Here is a 19,902-nt window from a genome sequence, read left to right on the forward strand (position 1 = left end):
TCAGGCGCGGCCGATCGGGGCGACCACGGCCGAGGTGAGGGCCGCCAGGTCGGCGGGGGAGAGCTCCACCTCCAGGCCGCGGCGGCCGGCCGAGACGCAGACCGTCGCGTGGTCCGAGGCCGAGGAGTCGAGGACGGTCCGCAGCCGCTTGCGCTGGCCCAGCGGCGAGATGCCGCCCCGGACGTAGCCGGTGGTGCGCTCCGCCGCCGCCGGGTCCGCCATCGCCGCCCGCTTGCCGCCGACCGCCGAGGCCAGCGCCTTCAGGTCCAGCTGGCCGGCGACCGGCACCACCGCCACCGTCAGCTCGCCGTCGACGTCCGCCACCAGCGTCTTGAAGACCCGGCCGGGGGAGACCCCGAGCGCCTCCGCCGCCTCCTCGCCGTACGACGGGGAGGCCGGATCGTGCTCGTAGGCGTGCAGGGTGAACGCGGTGCCGGCCGCCGTCAGCGCCACCGTGGCCGGGGTGCCCCCGGTGTTCTTCTTCGGCTTCTTCGCCACGCGCTCTTCCTCGGCTCGGTCCGTCCGGCGGGGGACGGCTCAGTTCGGGTACGTCGGGCCCTGCGTCAGGTCCACCGCCGGCAGCGACGGCAGATGCCGCAGCACCGCGGTCTCCGCGCGCAGCAGCGTCAGCTCCTCGCGCAGCCGCGTCGCGGTGTCCGGCGCCTGGAGCAGCCGCTGCTTCGACGGGGTGTCCAGCACCGCCGCCGCCGCGACCAGGTACGACACCACGGACGGGTCGTCGGGCAGCTCACTCGTCGTCAGGGAACGCTCGCGCGCCCCCGCCAGCCGCTTCTGGTAGCTCCGGAAGGCCCGCAGCACCCCCTCGGAGAGGGGACCGGCCTCCTCGCCCCGCTCCTCGGGGATCTCCTCGACCTCGGCGGTCAGGAACGGCCCGGCGGCGTCGACCGACAGCAGCTTCACCCGGGTCGTCCCGGTGGCCATCACCTCGAAGCTGCCGTCGCCGCGCTCGCGGATCGAGGCCGCGTCGGCGACGCAGCCGACCCGGTGGAAGGACTGGATCGGGTCGGACCCGAACCCCGCGGCCGGGCCCTTCTCCGGCAGCGCCGTCTGGTCCGGCATGCCCGGGGCGGTCGGCGCCACCTCCCGGCCGTCGCGGATGGCGACGACGGCGAAGCGGCGCGGCTCCGAGTCGTCGATCGTGAGCAGCTCGCGCATCATGGCGCGATAACGCTCCTCGAAGACGTTCAGCGGCAGCACGAGGCCAGGGAACAGCACCGCGTTGAGCGGGAAGAGAGGCAGGCGAGCGGTGGTCACAGCCGCCAAGCCTAATGGCCTTCGGGCCCGCCCCGTCCGGCCCGTCCGACTCCGGTGCCCCACAGGGGCGTCCGGCGGGCCAGCTCGAACCGGACGCGGTCGCGCGCGGCGAGGAAACCGCGCAGCGGATCCTCCGTCCCGGCCGCCCGACCGCCCCGCCACGGGAACGAGGTCGCGTACGGGCCGATCCGGCCGAACTCCCCCCGCGCCTCCTCCCACCGCCCCCGCTGGACCAGCACGTACGCCAGCAGGTTGCGGACCTCCGCCGGCCACGGATCGCCCGCCGGGAAGCGCTCCGACAGGGTCAGCGCCCGGTCCACGGCCCGGTCGACCCGCGCCAGGGGCACGGCCGGGTCCTCCGCCGGCTCCGTCCGCAGCCGGTCGTAGGCCGCCCGGACCGGCAGCGCGCGGACGAGGGAGCCGGGGGCGGCGTCGTCCGCGGCCTGCCCGGCGAAGTCGAAGGCCGCGCGGTGCGAGCCGTACCACTGCGCGGACAGGTACTTGAGCGCGGCGACGTGGCAGCCGTAGTGGTGCGGGGAGCGGCGCACGGCCTGCTCCCAGAGCGACTCGAAGACCGCGGGACCGGCGTGCGCCCCCCGCGCGTGGTCCAGGGCCAGCCGCCACGGCACCGGGTCCTGCGGCGCCTCCTCGGCGACCGACCGGATCAGCGGGCCGAGCTCGCGCAGCCGCTCGGCCCGCGCGGGCGACTCCCAGGCCCGGCGGACGGCCAGTTGCGCCGTGACGAGCAGGGCGTCGGGGTCCCGGGGTGCGACGGCGAGCCAGTGGGTCAGCCAGTCGTCGCGGTGGTAGGCGAAGGCGGCGAGCCGGGTGACGTACCGGTCGCGGTCCTCCCACTCCCCGCCGTCCCGGGTGGTGGCGAGGAGCTTCGCCGCGGGTTCCGGATCGGCGAGGGCGGCCGCCACCAGAGCGGGGGCGAGCCGCTCGTCCGGGGCGTCGAGGAGCACGTCGTCGTCCGGCACGAACCCCGAGGCCAGCCGCGGGGCGTGCCGAGCCGAGCGGACGGCGCCGACCAGGGCGCGGAGCAAGGACATCGTGGGACTTATTTTCCCACCGCGACACCTTGCCCCGCGCCCGCCTGCCCAGCCCTTTCACCCTCACCTCACGGGGCCCCCACGGTCAGCCGCGCCGCAGCAGCCGGGTGGCGCCCGCCGCCACCGTCGTCGCCAGGATCCAGCCGAGCAGGATGAGCACCGCCGCCGCCCACTGCCACAGCCCCTCCAGCCGCCAGTAGCCGTCCTGGCCGAGATTGATCACCGGGAGCAGCAGGTCCAGCGCGTACAGCGGGCCGTTCCACTCGGGCGCCTCGTCGCCCTTCAGCGCGGTCGGGCGGTAGTGCGAGAAGGCCACCGTGCCCGCCGCCCACAGGACCGCCATCCAGAGCGCCGCCCGGCCCGGCCGGTAGCCGTAGGCCACCGTCCAGTCCTGGAGGTACCCCCACAGCTTCCCCGCGACGGGGAGCGTCTCCCGTCTTCGCCGCTGCTTGGCGAGCAGCACCTCGCGGGCGTCGGCGTCCTCGCCGCTGTTGCGCAGGACCGTCGCCAGCCGCTCGTACGGCTCGGGGGCGTACTCCGGGGTCGCGGCGGCGACCCACTCCAGGCGCCGGGCCAGCGGGAAGGGGCCGTAGGGCACGAGGTTCTCGTAGGCGAAGCCGCCCATGGCCAGGCCGCCCGGGCCCGGCCAGCTGGTGGAGAGGTCGATCAGCGTGACGACCTTGGCGCCGTTCAGCACGACCCGGCCCTCCTCCGGCCGCTCGCCGTTGAACCGCAGCTCGGGGGTGACTATCCGGCGCAGCGACACCTCCTCGCGCCGCGCGCCGCTCAGCACGAACCGGGCGTGGTGCAGGTCGACCGCGTCGCCGAACCGGCCGTCGTCGAGGCGCACCCCGCCGTGGCACTCGACGGGCTTGCGACGGGCGCCCTGCACGGGCGTCACCCCGTAGGGCGGCGTGGCGGTGGAGTAGGCCGTCGCGTCGTCGTACACCCAGGCCGCGTTCAGATAGAGCGAGCGCTCCACCGTCAGCTGCGGCGCGTTCAGCGCGCGGCGGCCCTGGGCGCCGCGCAGCACGCTGCCCCGCAGGCTGAGCGAGACCCCGATCTTCGCCCCGCGCAGGCTCAGCTCCCCGTGCGTCTCGATCAGCTCGGCCTGGAGGTCCTGCGCGACCACCATGCCGTCCGCGGTGATCGCCCGGCCCCGCCGGTCCGGCCACACCTGGATCTGGTTGACCAGCAGGTCCGTGCCGATCTGGGCGTCCGTCAGCCGGATGCCGTGCCGCACCCGGCAGCGCGGCAGGTGCAGGTCGCCCTCCGTGTGCAGCCGGGCCGCCTCCAGGCGCGGCAGCGAGCACCCCACCATCCGCAGCGTCCCGAAGCGCGCCTCGGGCAGCACCACCTCGCCGTCGAAACGGCAGCCGTGCAGCTCCACGTAGGGCGCTATCGTCCCGCCCGCCAGGTTCAGCACGCCGGTGATCCGCACCCCGCGGAGCTTCAGCGCGGCCACCCTCCCCGACCGGGCCGGCGGCCCCGCGAGCAGCAGCAGCGCCACCACGTCGGCGCGGACGCTGCGCTCCTCCCCCCACTCCCACTCCCGCTCCCTGAACGGGTCGTCCCGCTCCGCGCTCCCCTCCGTCAGATCGCAGGTCCTGCCGATCCGGAACGCCCGCCACACGGCCCGCTCCGGGCCCGTGAGACCGTCCGGCATCCCGTCCTCGTGCGGCTCGGTCACTGCCGCCCCCTCGCTTTCCACGATCCGCTCCCACGACTCCGCCACCGGCGGTTCGTGGATTCGTACAGCCGTTCTTCCCGCTGAGTGACGGGCTGAACGCTAACGGTCAGCTGTGGCGACAAGACGCCACTGTGGCGTGTATCAGCCAGTGGGACGGGCGTCCGACGCCGTGGGCCGTCTGAGAGAATTGACCCGTGATCTCTCGAATCGATCTGCGCGGCGAGACCCTGCCCGAGGGTTCCGCCCTGCGCGACCTGCTGCCCCGTGCCGAGTTCGACGTGGAAGCCGCCCTGGAGAAGGTGCGGCCCATCTGCGAGGACGTCCGGCATCATGGCGCCGCAGCGGTGATCGACTACGGCGAGAAATTCGACGGCGTCCGCGTCCCGAGCCTGCGCGTCCCCGCCGAGGCGATCGCCCGCGCGCTCGACGAGCTCGACCCGGCCGTCCGCGCCGCCCTCGAGGAGTCCATCCGCCGCGCCCGCCTCGTCCACCGCGAGCAGCGCCGCACCACCCACACCACCCAGGTCGTCCCCGGCGGCACGGTCACCGAGAAGTGGATCCCGGTCGAGCGCGTCGGCCTGTACGTGCCGGGCGGACGCTCCGTCTACCCGTCCTCCGTCGTGATGAACGTCGTCCCGGCCCAGGAGGCCGGCGTCGAGGGCGTCGCCGTCGCCTCGCCCCCGCAGAAGGACTTCGGCGGACTCCCGCACCCGACCATCCTCGCCGCCTGCGCCCTCCTCGGCGTCGACGAGGTGTACGCCGCCGGCGGCGCCCAGGCCGTCGCCATGTTCGCGTACGGCACCGAGGGCACCGCCGGCGAACCCGGCTGCGCCCCCGTCAACCTGGTCACCGGCCCCGGCAACATCTACGTGGCCGCCGCCAAGCGCCTCCTCAAGGGCCGCATCGGCATCGACGCCGAGGCCGGCCCCACCGAGATCGCGGTCCTCGCGGACGCCACCGCCGACCCGGTGCACGTCGCCGCCGACCTCATCAGCCAGGCCGAGCACGACCCCATGGCCGCCTCCGTCCTCGTCACCGACTCCGACGAGCTGGCCACCGCCACCGAGGCCGAGCTGAAGACCCAGGTCGCCGCCTCCAAGCACGTCGACGACCGGATCGTCCCGGCACTGGCCGGCCGCCAGTCCGCGATCGTCCTCGTCCGCGACCTCGCCGACGGCCTCAAGGTCGTCGACGCGTACGGCGCCGAGCACCTGGAGATCCAGACCGCCGACGCCGCCGCCGTCGCCGACCGCGTCCGCAACGCCGGCGCGATCTTCATCGGCCCCTGGGCGCCGGTCTCCCTCGGCGACTACTGCGCCGGCTCCAACCACGTCCTGCCCACCGGCGGCTGCGCCTGCCACTCCTCGGGCCTCTCCGTGCAGTCCTTCCTGCGCGGGGTGCACATCGTGGACTACACGCGCGACGCGCTCGCCGACGTCGCCCACCACGTGGTGACCCTCGCCGAGGCCGAGGACCTCCCGGCCCACGGCGCCGCGATCAAGGCCAGGTTCGGATGGAAGGTGCCGGAGTCCAAGTGACCGGAATCGACGACCTCCCCGTCCGGGACGAGCTGCGCGGCCAGTCCCCCTACGGGGCGCCCCAGCTCGACGTCCCCGTCCAGCTGAACACGAACGAGAACCCCTACCCGCTGCCCGAGCCCCTGGTGGCCCGGATCGCGGAGCGGGTCGCCGAGGCCGCCCGCGGCCTCAACCGCTACCCCGACCGCGACGCGGTCGAGCTGCGCACCGAGCTCGCCCGCTACCTCACCCGCACCGCCGGACACCCGGTCGCCGTGGAGAACGTGTGGGCGGCCAACGGCTCCAACGAGGTCCTCCAGCAGCTGCTGCAGACCTTCGGCGGCCCGGGCCGCACCGCGATCGGCTTCGAGCCCTCGTACTCGATGCACGCCCTGATCGCCCGCGGCACCGGCACCGGTTGGATCTCCGGCCCCCGCGACGACGACTTCACCGTCGACGTGGCGGCCGCCGAGAAGGCGATCGCCGAGCACCGGCCCGACGTCGTCTTCATCACCTCGCCCAACAACCCCACCGGCACCGCGGTCGACGCCGACACCGTCGTCGCCCTCTACGAGGCGGCCCAGGCGGCCCGGCCCTCGATCGTCGTCGTGGACGAGGCGTACGTGGAGTTCAGCCACCGGGAGTCGCTGCTGCCGCTCCTGGAGGGCCGCCCCCACCTGGTGGTCTCCCGGACGATGTCCAAGGCGTTCGGGGCCGCCGGACTCCGCCTCGGCTACCTCGCCGCCCACCCGGCCGTGGTCGACGCCGTCCAGCTGGTCCGCCTCCCGTACCACCTCTCGGCCGTCACCCAGGCCACCGCGCTCGCCGCCCTGGAGCACACCGACACGCTCCTCGGCTACGTCGAGCAGCTCAAGGCCGAGCGCGACCGGCTGGTCGCCGAGCTGCGGGCGATCGGCTACGAGGTCACCGAGTCCGACGCCAACTTCGTGCAGTTCGGCAGGTTCGCCGACACGCACGCGGCCTGGCAGCGGATCCTCGACCGGGGCGTCCTGGTCCGGGACAACGGCGTACCGGGATGGCTGCGGGTCACCGCCGGCACCCCCGAAGAGAACGACGCGTTCCTCGACGCGGTCCGTGAACTGATGAAGGAGCAGGAACGATGAGCCGCGTAGGCCGCGTTGAGCGCACCACCAAGGAGACCTCCGTCGTCGTCGAGATCGACCTCGACGGCACCGGCAAGGTCGACGTGTCGACCGGGGTCGGCTTCTACGACCACATGCTCGACCAGCTCGGCCGGCACGGTCTGTTCGACCTGACCGTGAAGACCGACGGCGACCTGCACATCGACTCGCACCACACCATCGAGGACACCGCCCTCGCCCTCGGCGCCGCCTTCAAGCAGGCCCTCGGCGACAAGGTCGGCATCTACCGCTTCGGCAACTGCACCGTCCCGCTGGACGAGTCGCTCGCCCAGGTGACCGTCGACCTCTCGGGCCGCCCGTACCTCGTGCACACCGAGCCCGAGAACATGGCGCCGATGATCGGCTCGTACGACACGACGATGACCCGGCACATCTTCGAGTCCTTCGTCGCCCAGGCGCAGATCGCCCTGCACATCCACGTGCCCTACGGGCGCAACGCCCACCACATCGTGGAGTGCCAGTTCAAGGCCCTGGCCCGCGCGCTCCGCTACGCCGCCGAGCGCGACCCGCGCGCCGCCGGGATCCTCCCCTCCACGAAGGGCGCGCTCTAGTCGTGAACGGCCTCTCCACCATCCTGATCGTCGTCGGTCTCTTCCTGCTCGGCGGCATCTACTCCTTCGTCAAGCAGCAGATGCCCAAGGGCGTCATCGTGCTCGTCGCCCTCGCCGCCGCCATGTGCCTCGGCGCGGGCGTGCTCCGCCTGGACGTGTGGGCATGACCGCGACCCCGACGAAGAAGGTCGTCGTCTTCGACTACGGCTTCGGCAACGTGCGCTCCGCCGAGCGCGCCCTCGCCCGGGTCGGCGCCGACGTCGAGATCACCCGCGACTACGAGACCGCCATGAACGCCGACGGACTGCTCGTCCCCGGCGTCGGCGCCTTCTCCGCCTGCATGCAGGGGCTCAAGGCGGCCCGCGGCGACTGGATCGTCGGCCGCCGACTCGCCGGCGGCCGCCCGGTCATGGGCATCTGCGTCGGCATGCAGATCCTCTTCGCCCAGGGCATCGAGCACGGCGTCGAGACCGAGGGCCTCGACGAGTGGCCCGGCACGGTCGGGCCGCTGAACGCCCCCGTCGTCCCCCACATGGGCTGGAACACGGTCGACGCGCCCGCCGGCAGCGAGCTGTTCGCGGGGCTCGACGCCGACACCCGGTACTACTTCGTGCACTCCTACGCCGTGCACGAGTGGACGCTGGAGGTGGGCAACAAGAACATCCGCGCCCCCAAGGTCACCTGGGCCACGCACGGCGAGCCGTTCGTCGCGGCGGTCGAGAACGGCGCCCTCTGGGCGACCCAGTTCCACCCCGAGAAGTCCGGCGACGCCGGAGCCCAGCTCCTCACCAACTGGATCGGAACCCTGTGACTGTGTCGTCTGACAGCGTGCTCGAACTCCTTCCGGCCGTCGACGTCCGCGACGGCCAGGCCGTCCGCCTCGTGCACGGCGAGTCCGGCACCGAGACCTCCTACGGCTCCCCGCTCGAAGCGGCCCTCGCCTGGCAGCGGTCCGGCGCCGAGTGGCTGCACCTGGTCGACCTGGACGCCGCCTTCGGCACCGGCGACAACCGCGACCTGGTCCGCCAGGTCACCGAGGCCATGGACATCAAGGTCGAGCTCTCCGGCGGCATCCGCGACGACGCCTCGCTCGCCGCCGCCCTCGCCACCGGCTGCACCCGCGTCAACCTCGGCACCGCCGCCCTGGAGACCCCCGAGTGGGTCGCCAAGGTCATCGCCGAGTTCGGCGACAGGATCGCCGTCGGCCTCGACGTGCGCGGCACCACCCTGCGCGGCCGCGGCTGGACCCGCGACGGCGGCGACCTCTACGAGACGCTCGCCCGCCTCGACTCCGAGGGCTGCGCCCGCTACGTCGTCACCGACATCGCCAAGGACGGCACCCTCCAGGGCCCCAACCTGGAGCTCCTGAAGAACGTCTGCGCGGCCACCGACAAGCCCGTCGTCGCCTCCGGCGGCGTCTCGTCCCTGGACGACCTGCGGGCGCTGTCCGGTCTCGTCCCGCTCGGCGTCGAGGGCGCGATCGTCGGCAAGGCGCTGTACGCCGAGGCGTTCACCCTGGAAGAGGCCATCGCGGCGGTGGCGGCCGTATGACCGGCGTACGCAAGGTCGTCACCGGCGCTCCCTGGGAGGAGCAGTTCGGCTACTCGCGCGCCGTGGAGCTCCCGAACGGTCTGGTCCTCGTCTCCGGCTGCACCTCGGTCGTCGACGGCCAGATCGCCGACGGCGGGCCGTACGACCAGGCCGTCAACTCCTTCGGCGTGGCCCTCGCGGCCCTGCGGCAGCTGGGCCTGGACGCGGAGCACGTCGTCCGCACCCGGATGTACCTCACCCACGCCCGGGACGTGGAGGAGGTCGGCCGCGCCCACAAGGAGCTGTTCGACGCCGTCCGCCCCGCCGCGTCGATGATCATCGTGTCCGGCTTCGTCGACCCGCGTCTGGTCGTCGAGGTCGAGGTCGAGGCGTTCCGCCCCGAGAGCCGGGGAGAGGGCGCCGCATGAGCCTCGCCGTACGCGTGATCCCCTGCCTGGACGTGGACGACGGCCGGGTCGTCAAGGGCGTCAACTTCCAGAACCTCCGGGACGCCGGGGACCCCGTCGAGATGGCCAAGCTGTACGACGCCGAGGGCGCCGACGAGCTGACCTTCCTCGACATCACCGCCTCCTCGGGCAACCGGGAGACCACCTACGACGTGGTGCGCCGCACCGCCGAGCAGGTCTTCATCCCGCTCACCGTCGGCGGCGGCGTCCGCGCGGCGGAGGACGTCGACCGGCTGCTGCGGGCCGGGGCCGACAAGGTCGGCGTCAACACCGCCGCCATCGCGCGCCCCGAGCTCATCCGGGAGATCGCGGAGCGGTTCGGCCGGCAGGTGCTCGTCCTGTCCGTGGACGCGCGCCGCACCGAGTCCGGCTCCTTCGAGGTCACCACGCACGGCGGCCGCCGGGGCACCGGCATCGACGCCGTCGAGTGGGCGCACCGCGCGGCCGAGCTGGGCGCGGGCGAGATCCTCCTCAACTCGATGGACGCGGACGGCACGAAGGACGGCTACGACACCGAGATGATCGCCGCCGTGCGCAAGCACGTCACGGTCCCCGTGATCGCCTCCGGCGGCGCCGGCAAGCTCGCCGACTTCGCCCCGGCCGTCGCCTCGGGCGCCGACGCGGTGCTCGCCGCCTCCGTCTTCCACTTCGGCGACCTGCGCATCCCCCAGGTCAAGGAAGCACTGCGGGAAGCGGGCCACCCGGTCCGCTGACCGGAGGTTCCGCATCCGGGAAGGGCCCCCACGGGGGCCCTTCCTTCTCCGTCTGCCTCGGCAGGCCCCTGAACGGCCGCCTAGATCCCCAGCTGCCGGGTCTCCCGCAGGCGTTCGATCGCGTCCGGTTCGCCCTCCAGGGCGACCTTGGCGGCGTCCTGGCGCCCGTACAGGTACATGACCAGCTCGCCCGGCTCGCCGGAGGCCGTCACGACCGGGGTGCCGCGGTGGGCCACCGCCGTCTGGCCGTCGGGGCGGCGCAGCACCAGGCCGACCGGGGCCTTGCGGCCGAGCAGGCGGGCCATCCGCTCCAGACGCGACCACAGGGCGTCGGCGAACACCGGGTCCAGCTCGCGCGCGGACCAGTCGGGCTGCGCGCGACGCACGTCCTCGGCGTGCACGTAGAACTCGACGACGTTCGCCCCCTCGTCCACCTGCTTGATCGTGAACGGCGAGAACCGCGGGGGACCCGTCCGGATGAGCCGGATCAGCTCCTCGTACGGCTTGTCCGCGAACTCCGCCTGGACCCGGTCCTGCCGGTCCCGCAGCACCGGGACGAGCGAACCGGCCGCGGCGTCCGGCCGCCGCTCGCGCACCACCACGTGGGCGGCCAGGTCCCGGGTGCGCCAGCCCTCGCAGAGCGTCGGCGCGTCCGGGCCCGCCGCCTCCAACAGATCGGCGAGCAGAAGCCGTTCGCGTTTCGCATGGGTCGACATGCACGCCAGCGTACGACCGGCGCGCGCGGTCCGCCCAGTGGACGCCCCGCCGGACACCGTCCCGGACCACGGCACAATGGCGCCATGAGCAGCAATCTCGACCCGGCCCTCTCCGCCCGGCTCAAGCGCAGCCCCGACGGGCTCGTCCCCGCCATCGCCCAGCAGTACGACACCGGCGAGGTGCTGATGCTCGGCTGGATGGACGACGAGGCCCTGCACCGCACCCTCACCACCGGCCGCGCCACCTACTGGTCCCGCAGCCGCGGCGAGTACTGGGTCAAGGGTGACACCTCCGGTCACGTCCAGCACGTCAAGGCCGTCGCCCTCGACTGCGACGCCGACACCGTCCTCGTCAAGGTCGACCAGGTCGGCGCCGCCTGCCACACCGGCACCCGCACCTGCTTCGACACCGACGTGCTCCCCGTATCCCAGTAAGGTCTGGCGCCATGGATCTCGAGACGTTCCGCAAGCTGGCGGCCGACCGCCGCGTCATCCCCGTCAGCCGCAGGCTCCTCGCGGACGGCGACACCCCGGTCGGGCTCTACCGCAAGCTCGCCGGGGAACGCCCCGGCACCTTCCTCCTCGAATCCGCGGAGAACGGCCGCTCCTGGTCGCGCTACTCCTTCGTCGGGGTCCGCAGCGACGCCACCCTCACGGTGCGGGACGGCGAGGCCCACTGGCTCGGCACCCCGCCCGTCGGCGTCCCCACCGACGGTGACCCCCTCCAGGCCCTGCGCGCCACCGTCGAGGCCCTCCACACCCCCCGCGACCTCGCGTCCGGGATGCCCCCCTTCACCGGCGGCATGGTCGGCTACCTCGGCTACGACATCGTGCGCCGGCTGGAGCGGATCGGCGAGCACGGCCGGGACGACCTGGAGCTCCCCGAGCTCACCATGCTCCTCACCAGCGACCTCGCGGTCCTCGACCACTGGGACGGCTCGGTCCTGCTGATCGCCAACGCGATCAACCACAACGACCTGGAGACCGGCGTCGACGAGGCGTACGCGGACGCCGTCGCCCGCCTCGACGCGATGCAGGCCGACCTGGCCCGCCCCGTCGCCACCACCCCCACCGCCCTCCCGGCCTCCGAGCTCCCCGAGTTCTCCGCCCTCTGGGGCGGCCCGGCCTACCAGGACGCCGTCGAGGACATCAAGGAGCGCATCCGCGCCGGAGAGGCCTTCCAGGTCGTCCCCTCGCAGCGCTTCGAGACCCCCTGCGCCGCCTCCGCGCTCGACGTCTACCGGGTCCTGCGGGCCACCAACCCGTCGCCGTACATGTACCTCTTCCGCTTCGAGAACGGCTTCGACGTCGTCGGATCCAGCCCCGAGGCCCTCGTCAAGGTCGAGGACGGCCGGGCGATGGTCCACCCCATCGCCGGCACCCGGCACCGCGGCGCCACCCCGCAGGAGGACCACGACCTCGCCGAGGAGCTGCTCGCCGACCCCAAGGAGCGCGCCGAGCACCTCATGCTCGTCGACCTCGGCCGCAACGACCTCGGCCGGGTCTGCGCCCCCGGCTCGGTGGAGGTCGTCGACTTCATGTCGATCGAGCGGTACTCACACGTCATGCACATCGTGTCCACCGTCACCGGCCGGGTCGCCGACGGCCGGACCGCCTTCGACGTCCTCACCGCCTGCTTCCCCGCGGGCACGCTCTCCGGCGCCCCCAAGCCCCGCGCGATGCAGATCATCGAGGAGCTCGAACCCTCCCGGCGCGGCCTGTACGGCGGATGTGTCGGTTATCTCGATTTCGCCGGCGACGCCGACACCGCCATCGCCATCCGCACCGCCCTGCTCCGCGACGGCACCGCGTACGTGCAGGCCGGAGCCGGTGTCGTCGCCGACTCCGACCCGGTCGCCGAGGACAACGAGTGCCGGAACAAGGCCGCGGCCGTCCTGCGGGCCGTCCACACCGCCAACCGGATGAACGTCTCGTGAGCACGTAGGGGATAGTGGGGTACGTGAGTGCCGTACCCGTACCCCAGCCCCGGGCCGCCCGCGCGGCCGTCCCCACCGGCGGCCGCCGCAGCCTGGCCGCGGCCCTCCTCCTCGGCGCCCTCGGCGCCACCGTCGTCCTGCTCTCCGCCGGCCAGATCTGGGCCGAGGGCACCGCGTCCGTCGGCGGCGGCAGCGTCCCCGTGGAGGCCGACGGCGGCGCGGTCACCGGTGTGCCGACCGCCCTCGCGATCGTCGGCCTCGCCGCGCTCTTCGCGGTCTTCGCCGTCCGCCGCACCGGCCGCACCCTGGTCGCCGCGCTCCTCGCGCTCAGCGGCGCGGGCGCCGCGCTGGCCGCGCTCCTCGGCGCCTCCGACAGCACCGCCCTCGACGCCGAGGCCGCCCGCATCAGCGGCGACACGGCCGCCGCCGTCGCCGGACTGACCCACACCGCGTGGCCCTACGTGACCGCCGCCGGCGCCGTCCTCATCCTGCTCGCCGGCCTCCTCGCCCTCCGCTTCGGCAAGAAATGGCCCGCGATGGGCGGCCGCTACGAGCGGTCCGGAGCCCCGCGCGCCGGCCGCAAGGCCGCCCCCACCGACCCCGACCGGCCCGAGGACCTCTGGAAGGCCCTGGACCGCGGCGAGGACCCCACGCACGGGGGCTGAGCGGAGCGGCCGCCCGCGACGCGTGATCGTCCGGGTACCCCCGATTCATCCTCGCGCGCCCGCGTGCGGGACAATGAGCGCAGAGTGTCCGCGCACGCGAGACCTCACCATCGAGCAACTGCAACGAGGAGCAACTCATGGCGGGCAGCGCCCACGGACACACCCCGGCCGCCTGGACCGGTGTCATCATCTCCTTCATCGGCTTCTGCATCGCCGGCGTCTTCATGGTCGCCGCCAACGGTCCCGGCTTCTGGGCCGGCATGGGTGTCGTCGTCCTCGGCGGCATCGTCGGCGGCGCGATGAAGGTGGCGGGCCTCGGCATGCCGAAGGAGTCGGCCGCCGTCGTCGCCGCCCGCGACGCCGCGACCCGGACCGCGCTGGCCCGTTCCTGACGCGACCCGACGCACCCGAGGGCGCGGTCCGGCGACGCCGGGCTGCGCCCTCGCGCGTCAGGGGCGAGAATCACCGGGTGGACACGCACCCGACGGCCGGAGCCGCGACCGACGATCCCCCCACCCGTCCGGGTGAACCCGCCCCGCCGGGCCCCTACCCGCCCGCGCACGACACGCCGGGGTGGGGACCGCAGCCCGGACACCTCCCGCCGCCGCGGCCCCTCGCGCGGCGGCTGCTCGCGCCCGTCGCGACGCTCGCCGGGGTCTGCGCCGCGTTCGCGTACGTGGGCGCCGTGGACCCCAACGAACCCGGGCACTACCCCGTCTGCCCGCTCCTGCGCTTCACCGGCCTGTACTGCCCCGGCTGCGGCGGCCTGCGCAGCGCCCACGCCTTCGTCACCGGCGACCTGGCGGCCGCCCTGGGCGCCAACGCCCTGGCCGTCGTCGGCTACGGCGTCTTCGCCGTCGTCACCGTCCTCTGGCTGATTCGCGCCGCCCGCGGGACGCCGATGCGCCTCGCGGTCTCCCCGGTCTGGTGGTGGGGGATCGGGGCCGTCCTCGCCCTCTTCACCCTGGTCCGGAACCTTCCCTTCGGCTCCGCATTGGCCCCCTGAGGGCCGGATGCGGGCCCGCGGGAACCCCGACGGGAGTCCCAGCAGATGGGACGCCGCTCCGGCCGATGCGGGTCCGGGGCCGTCCTGCGGATAGGATCGAAGTGGCTGAACCTGTTTCCTCATCACCGTCCCGGAAGGGGGCCCCTCGCGTGAGTGTGCTCGACGAGATCATCGAAGGCGTGCGCGCCGACCTCGCAGAGCGACAGGCGCGGGTCACCCTCGACGAGCTCAAGGAGCGCGCCGCCAAGGCGCCGCAGGCCAAGGACGGGGTCGCCGCGCTGCGCGGCGACGGCGTCACGGTGATCTGCGAGGTCAAGCGCTCCAGCCCGTCCAAGGGCGCACTCGCCGCGATCGCCGATCCGGCCGGTCTCGCCGCCGACTACGAGGCGGGCGGCGCCGCCGTCATCTCCGTCCTCACCGAGCAGCGCCGCTTCGGCGGCTCGCTCGCCGACCTGGAGGCCGTCCGGGCCCGGGTCGACATCCCGGTGCTGCGCAAGGACTTCATCGTCACCGCGTACCAGCTCTGGGAGGCCCGGGCGTACGGAGCGGACCTCGCGCTCCTCATCGTCGCCGCCCTGGAGCAGGAGGCGCTGGTCTCCCTCATCGAGCGTGCCGAGTCCATCGGGCTGACCCCGCTGGTCGAGGTCCACGACGAGGAGGAGGTCGAGCGCGCCGTCGACGCGGGCGCCCGGATCATCGGCGTCAACGCCCGCAACCTCAAGACCCTCAAGGTCGACCGCTCCACCTTCGAGCGCGTCGCCCCGGAGATCCCGGCGCACATCGTCAAGGTCGCCGAGTCCGGTGTCCGCGGCCCGCACGACCTCATCGCGTACGCCAACGCCGGCGCCGACGCGGTCCTGGTCGGCGAGTCCCTGGTCACCGGCCGCGACCCGAAGGCCGCCGTCGCCGATCTGGTCGCCGCGGGCGCCCACCCCGCCCTCCGCCACGGCCGGAGCTGACCCCGCCGTGACCCCCGTCCGCGCCACGCCGACCGCCCTGGGCACCGCCCCGGGCGGCTCGGCCGTGACCGCGGGCACCTCGGGGCGCCGCGGCCGGCTCCGTACCGCCGCCGCCCCCGTCTCCAAGCACGCCCCGCTCGCCCGGGGCTGCCGGCCGCGCGGCTGCCGCGCGCCCGCCCGCCGAGTCCACGGCCGCCGGGTCCGGTACGTCATCGGTTCCGAGCCGGGCCAGGTCAACGGCATGCGATGGCGCCCGCGCGCGCCGCGCACCTTCACACACGACGCCTGACCCCCGTCGCGCGCAGGGCCCCGTGGGGGCAGTCCCGCGGGGCGGGACGGGTGGGCACACGGGACGGCGCCCTCGGCGGTGCCTCCGCCCCCGTGCCCCGACCCGCACCGACGCAGTGCCGCGTTCAGGGTTCGGGTCCCGGCCCGGAAGCCCGGGCCCGGCAGGGAGCGCCGTCCGTTGTGCCCACCCGTTCCGCCCCTGGCGGACGATGGCCCCCAACGGGCGGAGCCACAGGCGTCCGTGTCGCGGTGAGTCGGCGTGGCGCGCGCATAACGTGACCATCAACCACACGTCACCCGGGGCACCCGCCCCGCGAGGAGCATCCGCATGTCCAGCGAGTTCTTCATTCCCGACCTGGAGGGCCAGGTCCCCGACGTCGAGGGCTACTTCGGCGATTTCGGCGGCAAGTTCATCCCGGAGGCGCTCGTCGCCGCCGTGGACGAGGTCGCCGTCGAGTACGACAAGGCCAAGGCCGACCCGGAGTTCGCGCGCGAGCTCAACGACCTGATGGTCAACTACACGGGCCGCCCGAGCGCCCTGACCGAGGTGCCCCGGTTCGCCGAGCACGCGGGCGGCGCCCGGATCTTCCTCAAGCGCGAGGATCTGAACCACACCGGCTCCCACAAGATCAACAACGTGCTCGGCCAGGCGCTGCTGACCAAGCGCATGGGCAAGACGCGCGTCATCGCCGAGACCGGCGCCGGCCAGCACGGCGTCGCCACGGCCACCGCCTGCGCCCTCTTCGGCCTCGACTGCACCATCTACATGGGCGAGGTCGACACCCAGCGCCAGGCCCTCAACGTGGCCCGGATGCGGATGCTCGGCGCCGAGGTCATCGCGGTGACGTCCGGCAGCCGCACCCTCAAGGACGCCATCAACGAGGCGTTCCGCGACTGGGTCGCGAACGTCGACCGGACGCACTACCTGTTCGGCACCGTGGCCGGCCCGCACCCCTTCCCGGCCATGGTCCGCGACTTCCACCGGGTCATCGGCGTCGAGGCCCGCCGCCAGCTCCTGGAGCGCGCCGGGCGGCTGCCCGACGCGGCGATCGCCTGCGTCGGCGGCGGCTCCAACGCCATCGGCCTCTTCCACGCCTTCGTCCCCGACGCGGGCGTCCGCCTGATCGGCTGCGAGCCGGCCGGCCACGGCGTCGAGACCGGCGAGCACGCGGCCACCCTGACCGCGGGCGAGCCCGGCATCCTGCACGGCTCGCGCAGCTACGTCCTCCAGGACGAGGAGGGCCAGATCACCGAGCCCTACTCGATCTCGGCCGGCCTCGACTACCCGGGCATCGGCCCCGAGCACGCCTACCTCAAGGACAGCGGACGCGGCGAGTACCGCGCCGTCACCGACGACGCCGCCATGCAGGCGCTGCGGCTGCTCTCCCGTACCGAGGGCATCATCCCGGCCATCGAGTCGGCGCACGCCCTCGCGGGGGCCCTGGAGGTCGGCAAGGAGCTGGGCAAGGACGCCCTGCTGCTCGTCAACCTCTCGGGGCGCGGGGACAAGGACATGGACACGGCCGCCCGCTACTTCGGGCTGTACGACGGGGAGGGCTCGAAGTGACGACCGGGAACATCCAGCTGCTCGGCGACACCCTCGCCAAGGCGAAGGCCGAGGACCGCGCCGCGCTGATCGCCTACCTGCCGGCCGGGTTCCCGACCGTCGACGGCGGCATCGCGGCGATCAAGGCCGTCTTCGACGGCGGCGCCGACGTGGTCGAGGTCGGTCTCCCGCACAGCGACCCCGTCCTCGACGGACCGGTCATCCAGACCGCCGACGACATCGCCCTGCGCGGCGGCGTCAAGATCGCCGACGTCATGCGGACGGTCCGCGAGGCCCACGAGGCCACCGGGAAGCCGGTCCTCGTCATGACGTACTGGAACCCGATCGACCGGTACGGCATCGAGCGCTTCACCGAGGAGCTCGCCGCGGCCGGCGGCGCGGGCTGCATCCTGCCCGACCTGCCGGTCCAGGAGTCCGCGGTCTGGCGCGAGCACGCCGACAAGCGCGGTCTCGCCACCGTCTTCGTCGTCGCCCCCAGCAGCAAGGACGAGCGGCTCGCGACCATCACGTCGGTCGGCTCCGGCTTCGTCTACGCCGCCTCGCTCATGGGCGTCACCGGCACCCGCGCGTCGGTCGGCGAGCAGGCCGCGGACCTGGTCCGCCGCACCCGGGCCACCTCCGAGCTGCCGGTCTGCGTCGGCCTCGGCGTCTCCGACGCCGCCCAGGCCAAGGAGGTCGCCGGCTTCGCCGACGGCGTCATCGTCGGCTCCGCCTTCGTGCAGCGCATCCTCGACGCCGACGGCGACGAGGCCGCCGGTCTCGCCGCCGTAAGGGAACTGGCGGGCGAACTCGCGGAGGGCGTCCGGCGCGTCCGGTAACCCGTTGGGGTGGATCTGCGACCGGGGAGGCACGTAGGTGCCTCCCCGGTTCGTTCCTGAGGCGTGAGCGAGAAGAACCGTGGTGACGGTAACCGGAGCGCGCGGGAGCGCCTCCAGCAGCAGCGCGAGCGTGACAAGGCCCGCGAGAAGCAGCGGCGCGTCCTGATCGTGTCGGCGGCGGTGGTCGGGGTCCTCGGCCTCGCCGCGGTCGTCGGGGTGATCGCCGCGAGCGGCGACAAGGACGGCGGCTCCGACAAGGCCGGCCCGGTGGTCGCGCCCACCGGATCGATCGAGGGCGACAAGCCCGCCATCCCGACGGGGAAGAGCGGCGCCCCGTCGACGCTGGCGATCTGGGAGGACTTCCGCTGCCCGGCGTGCGCCCAGTTCGAGAACGTCATGCGGGACACCATCCACGAGCTGGAGGCGTCCGGCGCCCTCAAGGCCGAGTACCACCTCGCCACCCTCATCGACGGGAACATGGGCGGCAGCGGCTCGCTGCGCGCGGCGAACGCGGCCGCGTGCGCCCAGGACGCCGGGAAGTTCACCGCGTACCACGACACGCTCTACACCAACCAGCCCCCGGAGACGGACGACGCCTTCGGGAACAACGACAAGCTGATCGAGCTGGCGGCGAAGGTGCCCGGGCTCGACACACCGGCCTTCCGCAGCTGCGTCCAGGACGGCACGCACGACAGCTGGGTCGTGAAGTCCAACGAGGCCTTCCAGAACGGCGGCTTCCGCGGCACGCCCACGGTCCTCCTCAACGGCGAGTCGATCTTCCCGACGAAGGGGAACGAGCAGATCTCCCCGGAGAACCTGAAGAAGTGGGTGGCCGAGGCCGGCAAGGGCAGGACGGCCGGCTCGGCCTCGCCCTCGGCGGGCTGAGCCGCCTCCGGCCGGGTTAGTTACCCAGACGTTGCCGGGCGGGCTGCCGTCCCGCCCGCCCGGCAGGGTAGCGTCGGTCCTGCCATGGACCTTGCCTACATTCCCAGCCCGTCGACCGGCGTGATCAACCTCGGACCGATCCCGCTGCGCGGCTATGCCTTCTGCATCATCATCGGTGTCTTCGTCGCCGTCTGGTACGGCAACAAGCGCTGGATCGCCCGGGGCGGCACCGCCGGCACCGTGGCCGACATCGCCGTCTGGGCGGTGCCCTTCGGCCTCGTCGGCGGACGCCTCTACCACGTGATCACCGACTACCAGCTGTACTTCAGCGAGGGTGAGAACTGGGTCGACGCCTTCAAGATCTGGGAGGGCGGCCTCGGCATCTGGGGCGCCATCGCGCTCGGCGCGGTCGGTGCCTGGATCGGCTGCCGCCGCCGGGGCATCCCGCTCCCGGCCTACGCGGACGCCATCGCGCCCGGCATCGCCTTCGCCCAGGCCATCGGCCGCTGGGGCAACTGGTTCAACCAGGAGCTCTACGGCCGCCCGACCGACGTCCCCTGGGCCCTGAAGATCACCGAGAGCGCCAACCGCGAGGCCGGGCTGTACCACCCGACCTTCCTCTACGAGTCGCTCTGGTGCGTCGGCGTCGGCTTCCTCGTCATCTGGGCCGACCGCCGCTTCAAGCTCGGCCACGGGCGGGCCTTCGCCCTGTACGTCGCCGCCTACTGCACCGGCCGCGCCTGGATCGAGTACATGCGGGTCGACGAGGCCCACCACGTGCTCGGCCTGCGGCTGAACGTCTGGACGGCGATCGTCGTCTTCCTGCTCGCGGTGGTCTACATCGTGGTCTCGTCGCGGGTGCGGCCGGGCCGCGAGGAGATCGTCGAGCCGAAGTCGGAGAAGGCCGACGAGGCGGACAAGACGGAGAAGTCCGAGGACGGGGCCGCGCAGGACGACGCGCCCGGGAAGGACGACGCCGACGGGGACGAGCCGACGGCCGCCTCCGGGGACGCCGGCCCGGAGGACGCCGCCGGGAACGAGGAGCACGGCGCCGACAACGGCGCGGGATCGGCCGCCAAGAGCTGATCCGCCGCTGTCGGGGG

General features: G+C 73.7%; 24 protein-coding genes. 19 read left to right on the top strand and 5 right to left on the bottom strand.

Going from position 1 to position 19,902, the window contains the following annotated elements; translation table 11 throughout:
- The 4 genes from ybaK to ACZ60W_RS26105 form a co-directional block, all read right to left on the bottom strand.
- Entirely contained in the window at positions 1 to 498 is a 498-nt protein-coding gene (ybaK, locus tag ACZ60W_RS26090; RefSeq protein ID WP_469757799.1) for a Cys-tRNA(Pro) deacylase, read from the bottom strand.
- A 39-nt stretch (positions 499 to 537) separates the two neighbouring features.
- Positions 538 to 1,275 carry an LON peptidase substrate-binding domain-containing protein gene (locus ACZ60W_RS26095; protein WP_469757800.1) on the bottom strand — a complete coding sequence of 246 codons (738 nt, stop codon included), beginning with the start codon at positions 1,273 to 1,275 and terminating at the stop codon, positions 538 to 540.
- An 11-nt stretch (positions 1,276 to 1,286) separates the two neighbouring features.
- Entirely contained in the window at positions 1,287 to 2,327 is a 1,041-nt protein-coding gene (locus ACZ60W_RS26100; protein WP_469757801.1) for a hypothetical protein, read from the bottom strand.
- An 85-nt stretch (positions 2,328 to 2,412) separates the two neighbouring features.
- The gene (locus ACZ60W_RS26105) at positions 2,413 to 4,017 is read right to left on the bottom strand and encodes an oxidoreductase (RefSeq protein ID WP_366302299.1); all 1,605 of its coding nucleotides are present in this window, start codon (positions 4,015 to 4,017) and stop codon (positions 2,413 to 2,415) included.
- A 194-nt stretch (positions 4,018 to 4,211) separates the two neighbouring features.
- Here ACZ60W_RS26105 and hisD point away from each other — a divergent pair, with 194 nt between their 5' ends.
- The 8 genes from hisD to hisF are packed head-to-tail and all read left to right on the top strand — an operon-like array spanning position 4,212 to position 9,958.
- Entirely contained in the window at positions 4,212 to 5,555 is a 1,344-nt protein-coding gene (gene hisD, locus ACZ60W_RS26110) for a histidinol dehydrogenase (RefSeq protein WP_469757802.1), read from the top strand.
- On the top strand, positions 5,531 to 6,658 hold the full coding sequence (locus ACZ60W_RS26115) for a histidinol-phosphate transaminase (RefSeq protein WP_469757803.1): 1,128 nt from the start codon (positions 5,531 to 5,533) through the stop codon (positions 6,656 to 6,658). Before hisD ends, ACZ60W_RS26115 begins: the two co-directional genes overlap by 25 nt.
- On the top strand, positions 6,655 to 7,248 hold the full coding sequence (hisB, locus tag ACZ60W_RS26120; RefSeq protein ID WP_017238764.1) for an imidazoleglycerol-phosphate dehydratase HisB: 594 nt from the start codon (positions 6,655 to 6,657) through the stop codon (positions 7,246 to 7,248). The genes ACZ60W_RS26115 and hisB overlap by 4 nt, the downstream gene beginning before the upstream one ends.
- A 2-nt stretch (positions 7,249 to 7,250) precedes the next feature.
- Entirely contained in the window at positions 7,251 to 7,415 is a 165-nt protein-coding gene (locus ACZ60W_RS26125) for a hypothetical protein (RefSeq protein ID WP_017238763.1), read from the top strand.
- Positions 7,412 to 8,059: an imidazole glycerol phosphate synthase subunit HisH gene (gene hisH, locus ACZ60W_RS26130; protein ID WP_469757804.1), complete on the top strand. Its 648-nt coding sequence runs from the start codon at positions 7,412 to 7,414 to the stop codon at positions 8,057 to 8,059. Before ACZ60W_RS26125 ends, hisH begins: the two co-directional genes overlap by 4 nt.
- 2 nt (positions 8,060 to 8,061) lie before the next feature.
- The gene (priA, locus tag ACZ60W_RS26135; protein WP_469757805.1) at positions 8,062 to 8,799 is read left to right on the top strand and encodes a bifunctional 1-(5-phosphoribosyl)-5-((5-phosphoribosylamino)methylideneamino)imidazole-4-carboxamide isomerase/phosphoribosylanthranilate isomerase PriA; all 738 of its coding nucleotides are present in this window, start codon (positions 8,062 to 8,064) and stop codon (positions 8,797 to 8,799) included.
- Positions 8,796 to 9,206, top strand: a complete 411-nt coding sequence (locus ACZ60W_RS26140; protein ID WP_469757806.1) for a RidA family protein — start codon at positions 8,796 to 8,798, stop codon at positions 9,204 to 9,206. The genes priA and ACZ60W_RS26140 overlap by 4 nt, the downstream gene beginning before the upstream one ends.
- Positions 9,203 to 9,958, top strand: coding sequence for an imidazole glycerol phosphate synthase subunit HisF (gene hisF, locus ACZ60W_RS26145; RefSeq protein ID WP_469757807.1), 756 nt, complete (start codon positions 9,203 to 9,205; stop codon positions 9,956 to 9,958). Before ACZ60W_RS26140 ends, hisF begins: the two co-directional genes overlap by 4 nt.
- An 80-nt stretch (positions 9,959 to 10,038) precedes the next feature.
- Here the strand turns inward: hisF and ACZ60W_RS26150 are convergent, their stop codons facing one another.
- Positions 10,039 to 10,674, bottom strand: coding sequence for a TIGR03085 family metal-binding protein (locus ACZ60W_RS26150; RefSeq protein WP_469757808.1), 636 nt, complete (start codon positions 10,672 to 10,674; stop codon positions 10,039 to 10,041).
- A gap of 84 nt (positions 10,675 to 10,758) precedes the next feature.
- Between ACZ60W_RS26150 and hisI the strand changes: the two genes are divergently transcribed.
- The 11 genes from hisI to lgt all read left to right on the top strand — a co-directional run bounded on the left by hisI (position 10,759) and on the right by lgt (position 19,885).
- Entirely contained in the window at positions 10,759 to 11,109 is a 351-nt protein-coding gene (gene hisI, locus ACZ60W_RS26155) for a phosphoribosyl-AMP cyclohydrolase (RefSeq protein WP_469757809.1), read from the top strand.
- A gap of 11 nt (positions 11,110 to 11,120) precedes the next feature.
- Positions 11,121 to 12,611, top strand: coding sequence for an anthranilate synthase component I (locus ACZ60W_RS26160; protein ID WP_469757810.1), 1,491 nt, complete (start codon positions 11,121 to 11,123; stop codon positions 12,609 to 12,611).
- A 14-nt stretch (positions 12,612 to 12,625) separates the two neighbouring features.
- Positions 12,626 to 13,276 carry a TIGR02234 family membrane protein gene (locus ACZ60W_RS26165; RefSeq protein WP_469757811.1) on the top strand — a complete coding sequence of 217 codons (651 nt, stop codon included), beginning with the start codon at positions 12,626 to 12,628 and terminating at the stop codon, positions 13,274 to 13,276.
- A gap of 137 nt (positions 13,277 to 13,413) precedes the next feature.
- Positions 13,414 to 13,668, top strand: coding sequence for an HGxxPAAW family protein (locus ACZ60W_RS26170; protein ID WP_469757812.1), 255 nt, complete (start codon positions 13,414 to 13,416; stop codon positions 13,666 to 13,668).
- A gap of 77 nt (positions 13,669 to 13,745) precedes the next feature.
- Positions 13,746 to 14,282 carry a DUF2752 domain-containing protein gene (locus ACZ60W_RS26175; RefSeq protein ID WP_469757813.1) on the top strand — a complete coding sequence of 179 codons (537 nt, stop codon included), beginning with the start codon at positions 13,746 to 13,748 and terminating at the stop codon, positions 14,280 to 14,282.
- A gap of 149 nt (positions 14,283 to 14,431) precedes the next feature.
- Positions 14,432 to 15,241, top strand: a complete 810-nt coding sequence (gene trpC / locus ACZ60W_RS26180) for an indole-3-glycerol phosphate synthase TrpC (protein WP_469757814.1) — start codon at positions 14,432 to 14,434, stop codon at positions 15,239 to 15,241.
- 64 nt (positions 15,242 to 15,305) lie between these two features.
- On the top strand, positions 15,306 to 15,530 hold the full coding sequence (trpM, locus tag ACZ60W_RS26185; RefSeq protein WP_469757850.1) for a tryptophan biosynthesis modulator TrpM: 225 nt from the start codon (positions 15,306 to 15,308) through the stop codon (positions 15,528 to 15,530).
- Positions 15,531 to 15,857: 327 nt separating this feature from the next.
- Entirely contained in the window at positions 15,858 to 17,096 is a 1,239-nt protein-coding gene (trpB, locus tag ACZ60W_RS26190) for a tryptophan synthase subunit beta (protein ID WP_469757815.1), read from the top strand.
- The gene (gene trpA, locus ACZ60W_RS26195) at positions 17,093 to 17,914 is read left to right on the top strand and encodes a tryptophan synthase subunit alpha (RefSeq protein WP_469757816.1); all 822 of its coding nucleotides are present in this window, start codon (positions 17,093 to 17,095) and stop codon (positions 17,912 to 17,914) included. Before trpB ends, trpA begins: the two co-directional genes overlap by 4 nt.
- Positions 17,915 to 17,977: 63 nt before the next feature.
- Positions 17,978 to 18,799 carry a DsbA family protein gene (locus tag ACZ60W_RS26200; RefSeq protein WP_469757817.1) on the top strand — a complete coding sequence of 274 codons (822 nt, stop codon included), beginning with the start codon at positions 17,978 to 17,980 and terminating at the stop codon, positions 18,797 to 18,799.
- A gap of 84 nt (positions 18,800 to 18,883) precedes the next feature.
- Positions 18,884 to 19,885, top strand: a complete 1,002-nt coding sequence (gene lgt, locus ACZ60W_RS26205; protein ID WP_469757818.1) for a prolipoprotein diacylglyceryl transferase — start codon at positions 18,884 to 18,886, stop codon at positions 19,883 to 19,885.
- The last annotated feature ends 17 nt before the right edge of the window (positions 19,886 to 19,902 follow it).

It is taken from the genome of Streptomyces sp. NPDC104202 (assembly GCF_055584185.1).

Bases quoted from the DNA above. Each gene is read 5' to 3' on its own strand.
- ACZ60W_RS26170 (WP_469757812.1), top strand. From the start codon at position 13,414: ATGGCGGGCAGCGCCCACGGACACACCCCGGCCGCCTGGACCGGTGTC.
- ACZ60W_RS26140 (WP_469757806.1), top strand. From the start codon at position 8,796: ATGACCGGCGTACGCAAGGTCGTCACCGGCGCTCCCTGGGAGGAGCAG.
- ACZ60W_RS26160 (WP_469757810.1), top strand. From the start codon at position 11,121: ATGGATCTCGAGACGTTCCGCAAGCTGGCGGCCGACCGCCGCGTCATC.
- hisB (WP_017238764.1), top strand. From the start codon at position 6,655: ATGAGCCGCGTAGGCCGCGTTGAGCGCACCACCAAGGAGACCTCCGTC.
- lgt (WP_469757818.1), top strand. From the start codon at position 18,884: ATGGACCTTGCCTACATTCCCAGCCCGTCGACCGGCGTGATCAACCTC.
- ACZ60W_RS26100 (WP_469757801.1), bottom strand. From the start codon at position 2,327: ATGTCCTTGCTCCGCGCCCTGGTCGGCGCCGTCCGCTCGGCTCGGCAC.
- hisH (WP_469757804.1), top strand. From the start codon at position 7,412: ATGACCGCGACCCCGACGAAGAAGGTCGTCGTCTTCGACTACGGCTTC.
- hisI (WP_469757809.1), top strand. From the start codon at position 10,759: ATGAGCAGCAATCTCGACCCGGCCCTCTCCGCCCGGCTCAAGCGCAGC.
- trpB (WP_469757815.1), top strand. From the start codon at position 15,858: ATGTCCAGCGAGTTCTTCATTCCCGACCTGGAGGGCCAGGTCCCCGAC.
- hisF (WP_469757807.1), top strand. From the start codon at position 9,203: ATGAGCCTCGCCGTACGCGTGATCCCCTGCCTGGACGTGGACGACGGC.
- ACZ60W_RS26150 (WP_469757808.1), bottom strand. From the start codon at position 10,674: ATGTCGACCCATGCGAAACGCGAACGGCTTCTGCTCGCCGATCTGTTG.
- ACZ60W_RS26115 (WP_469757803.1), top strand. From the start codon at position 5,531: ATGGAAGGTGCCGGAGTCCAAGTGACCGGAATCGACGACCTCCCCGTC.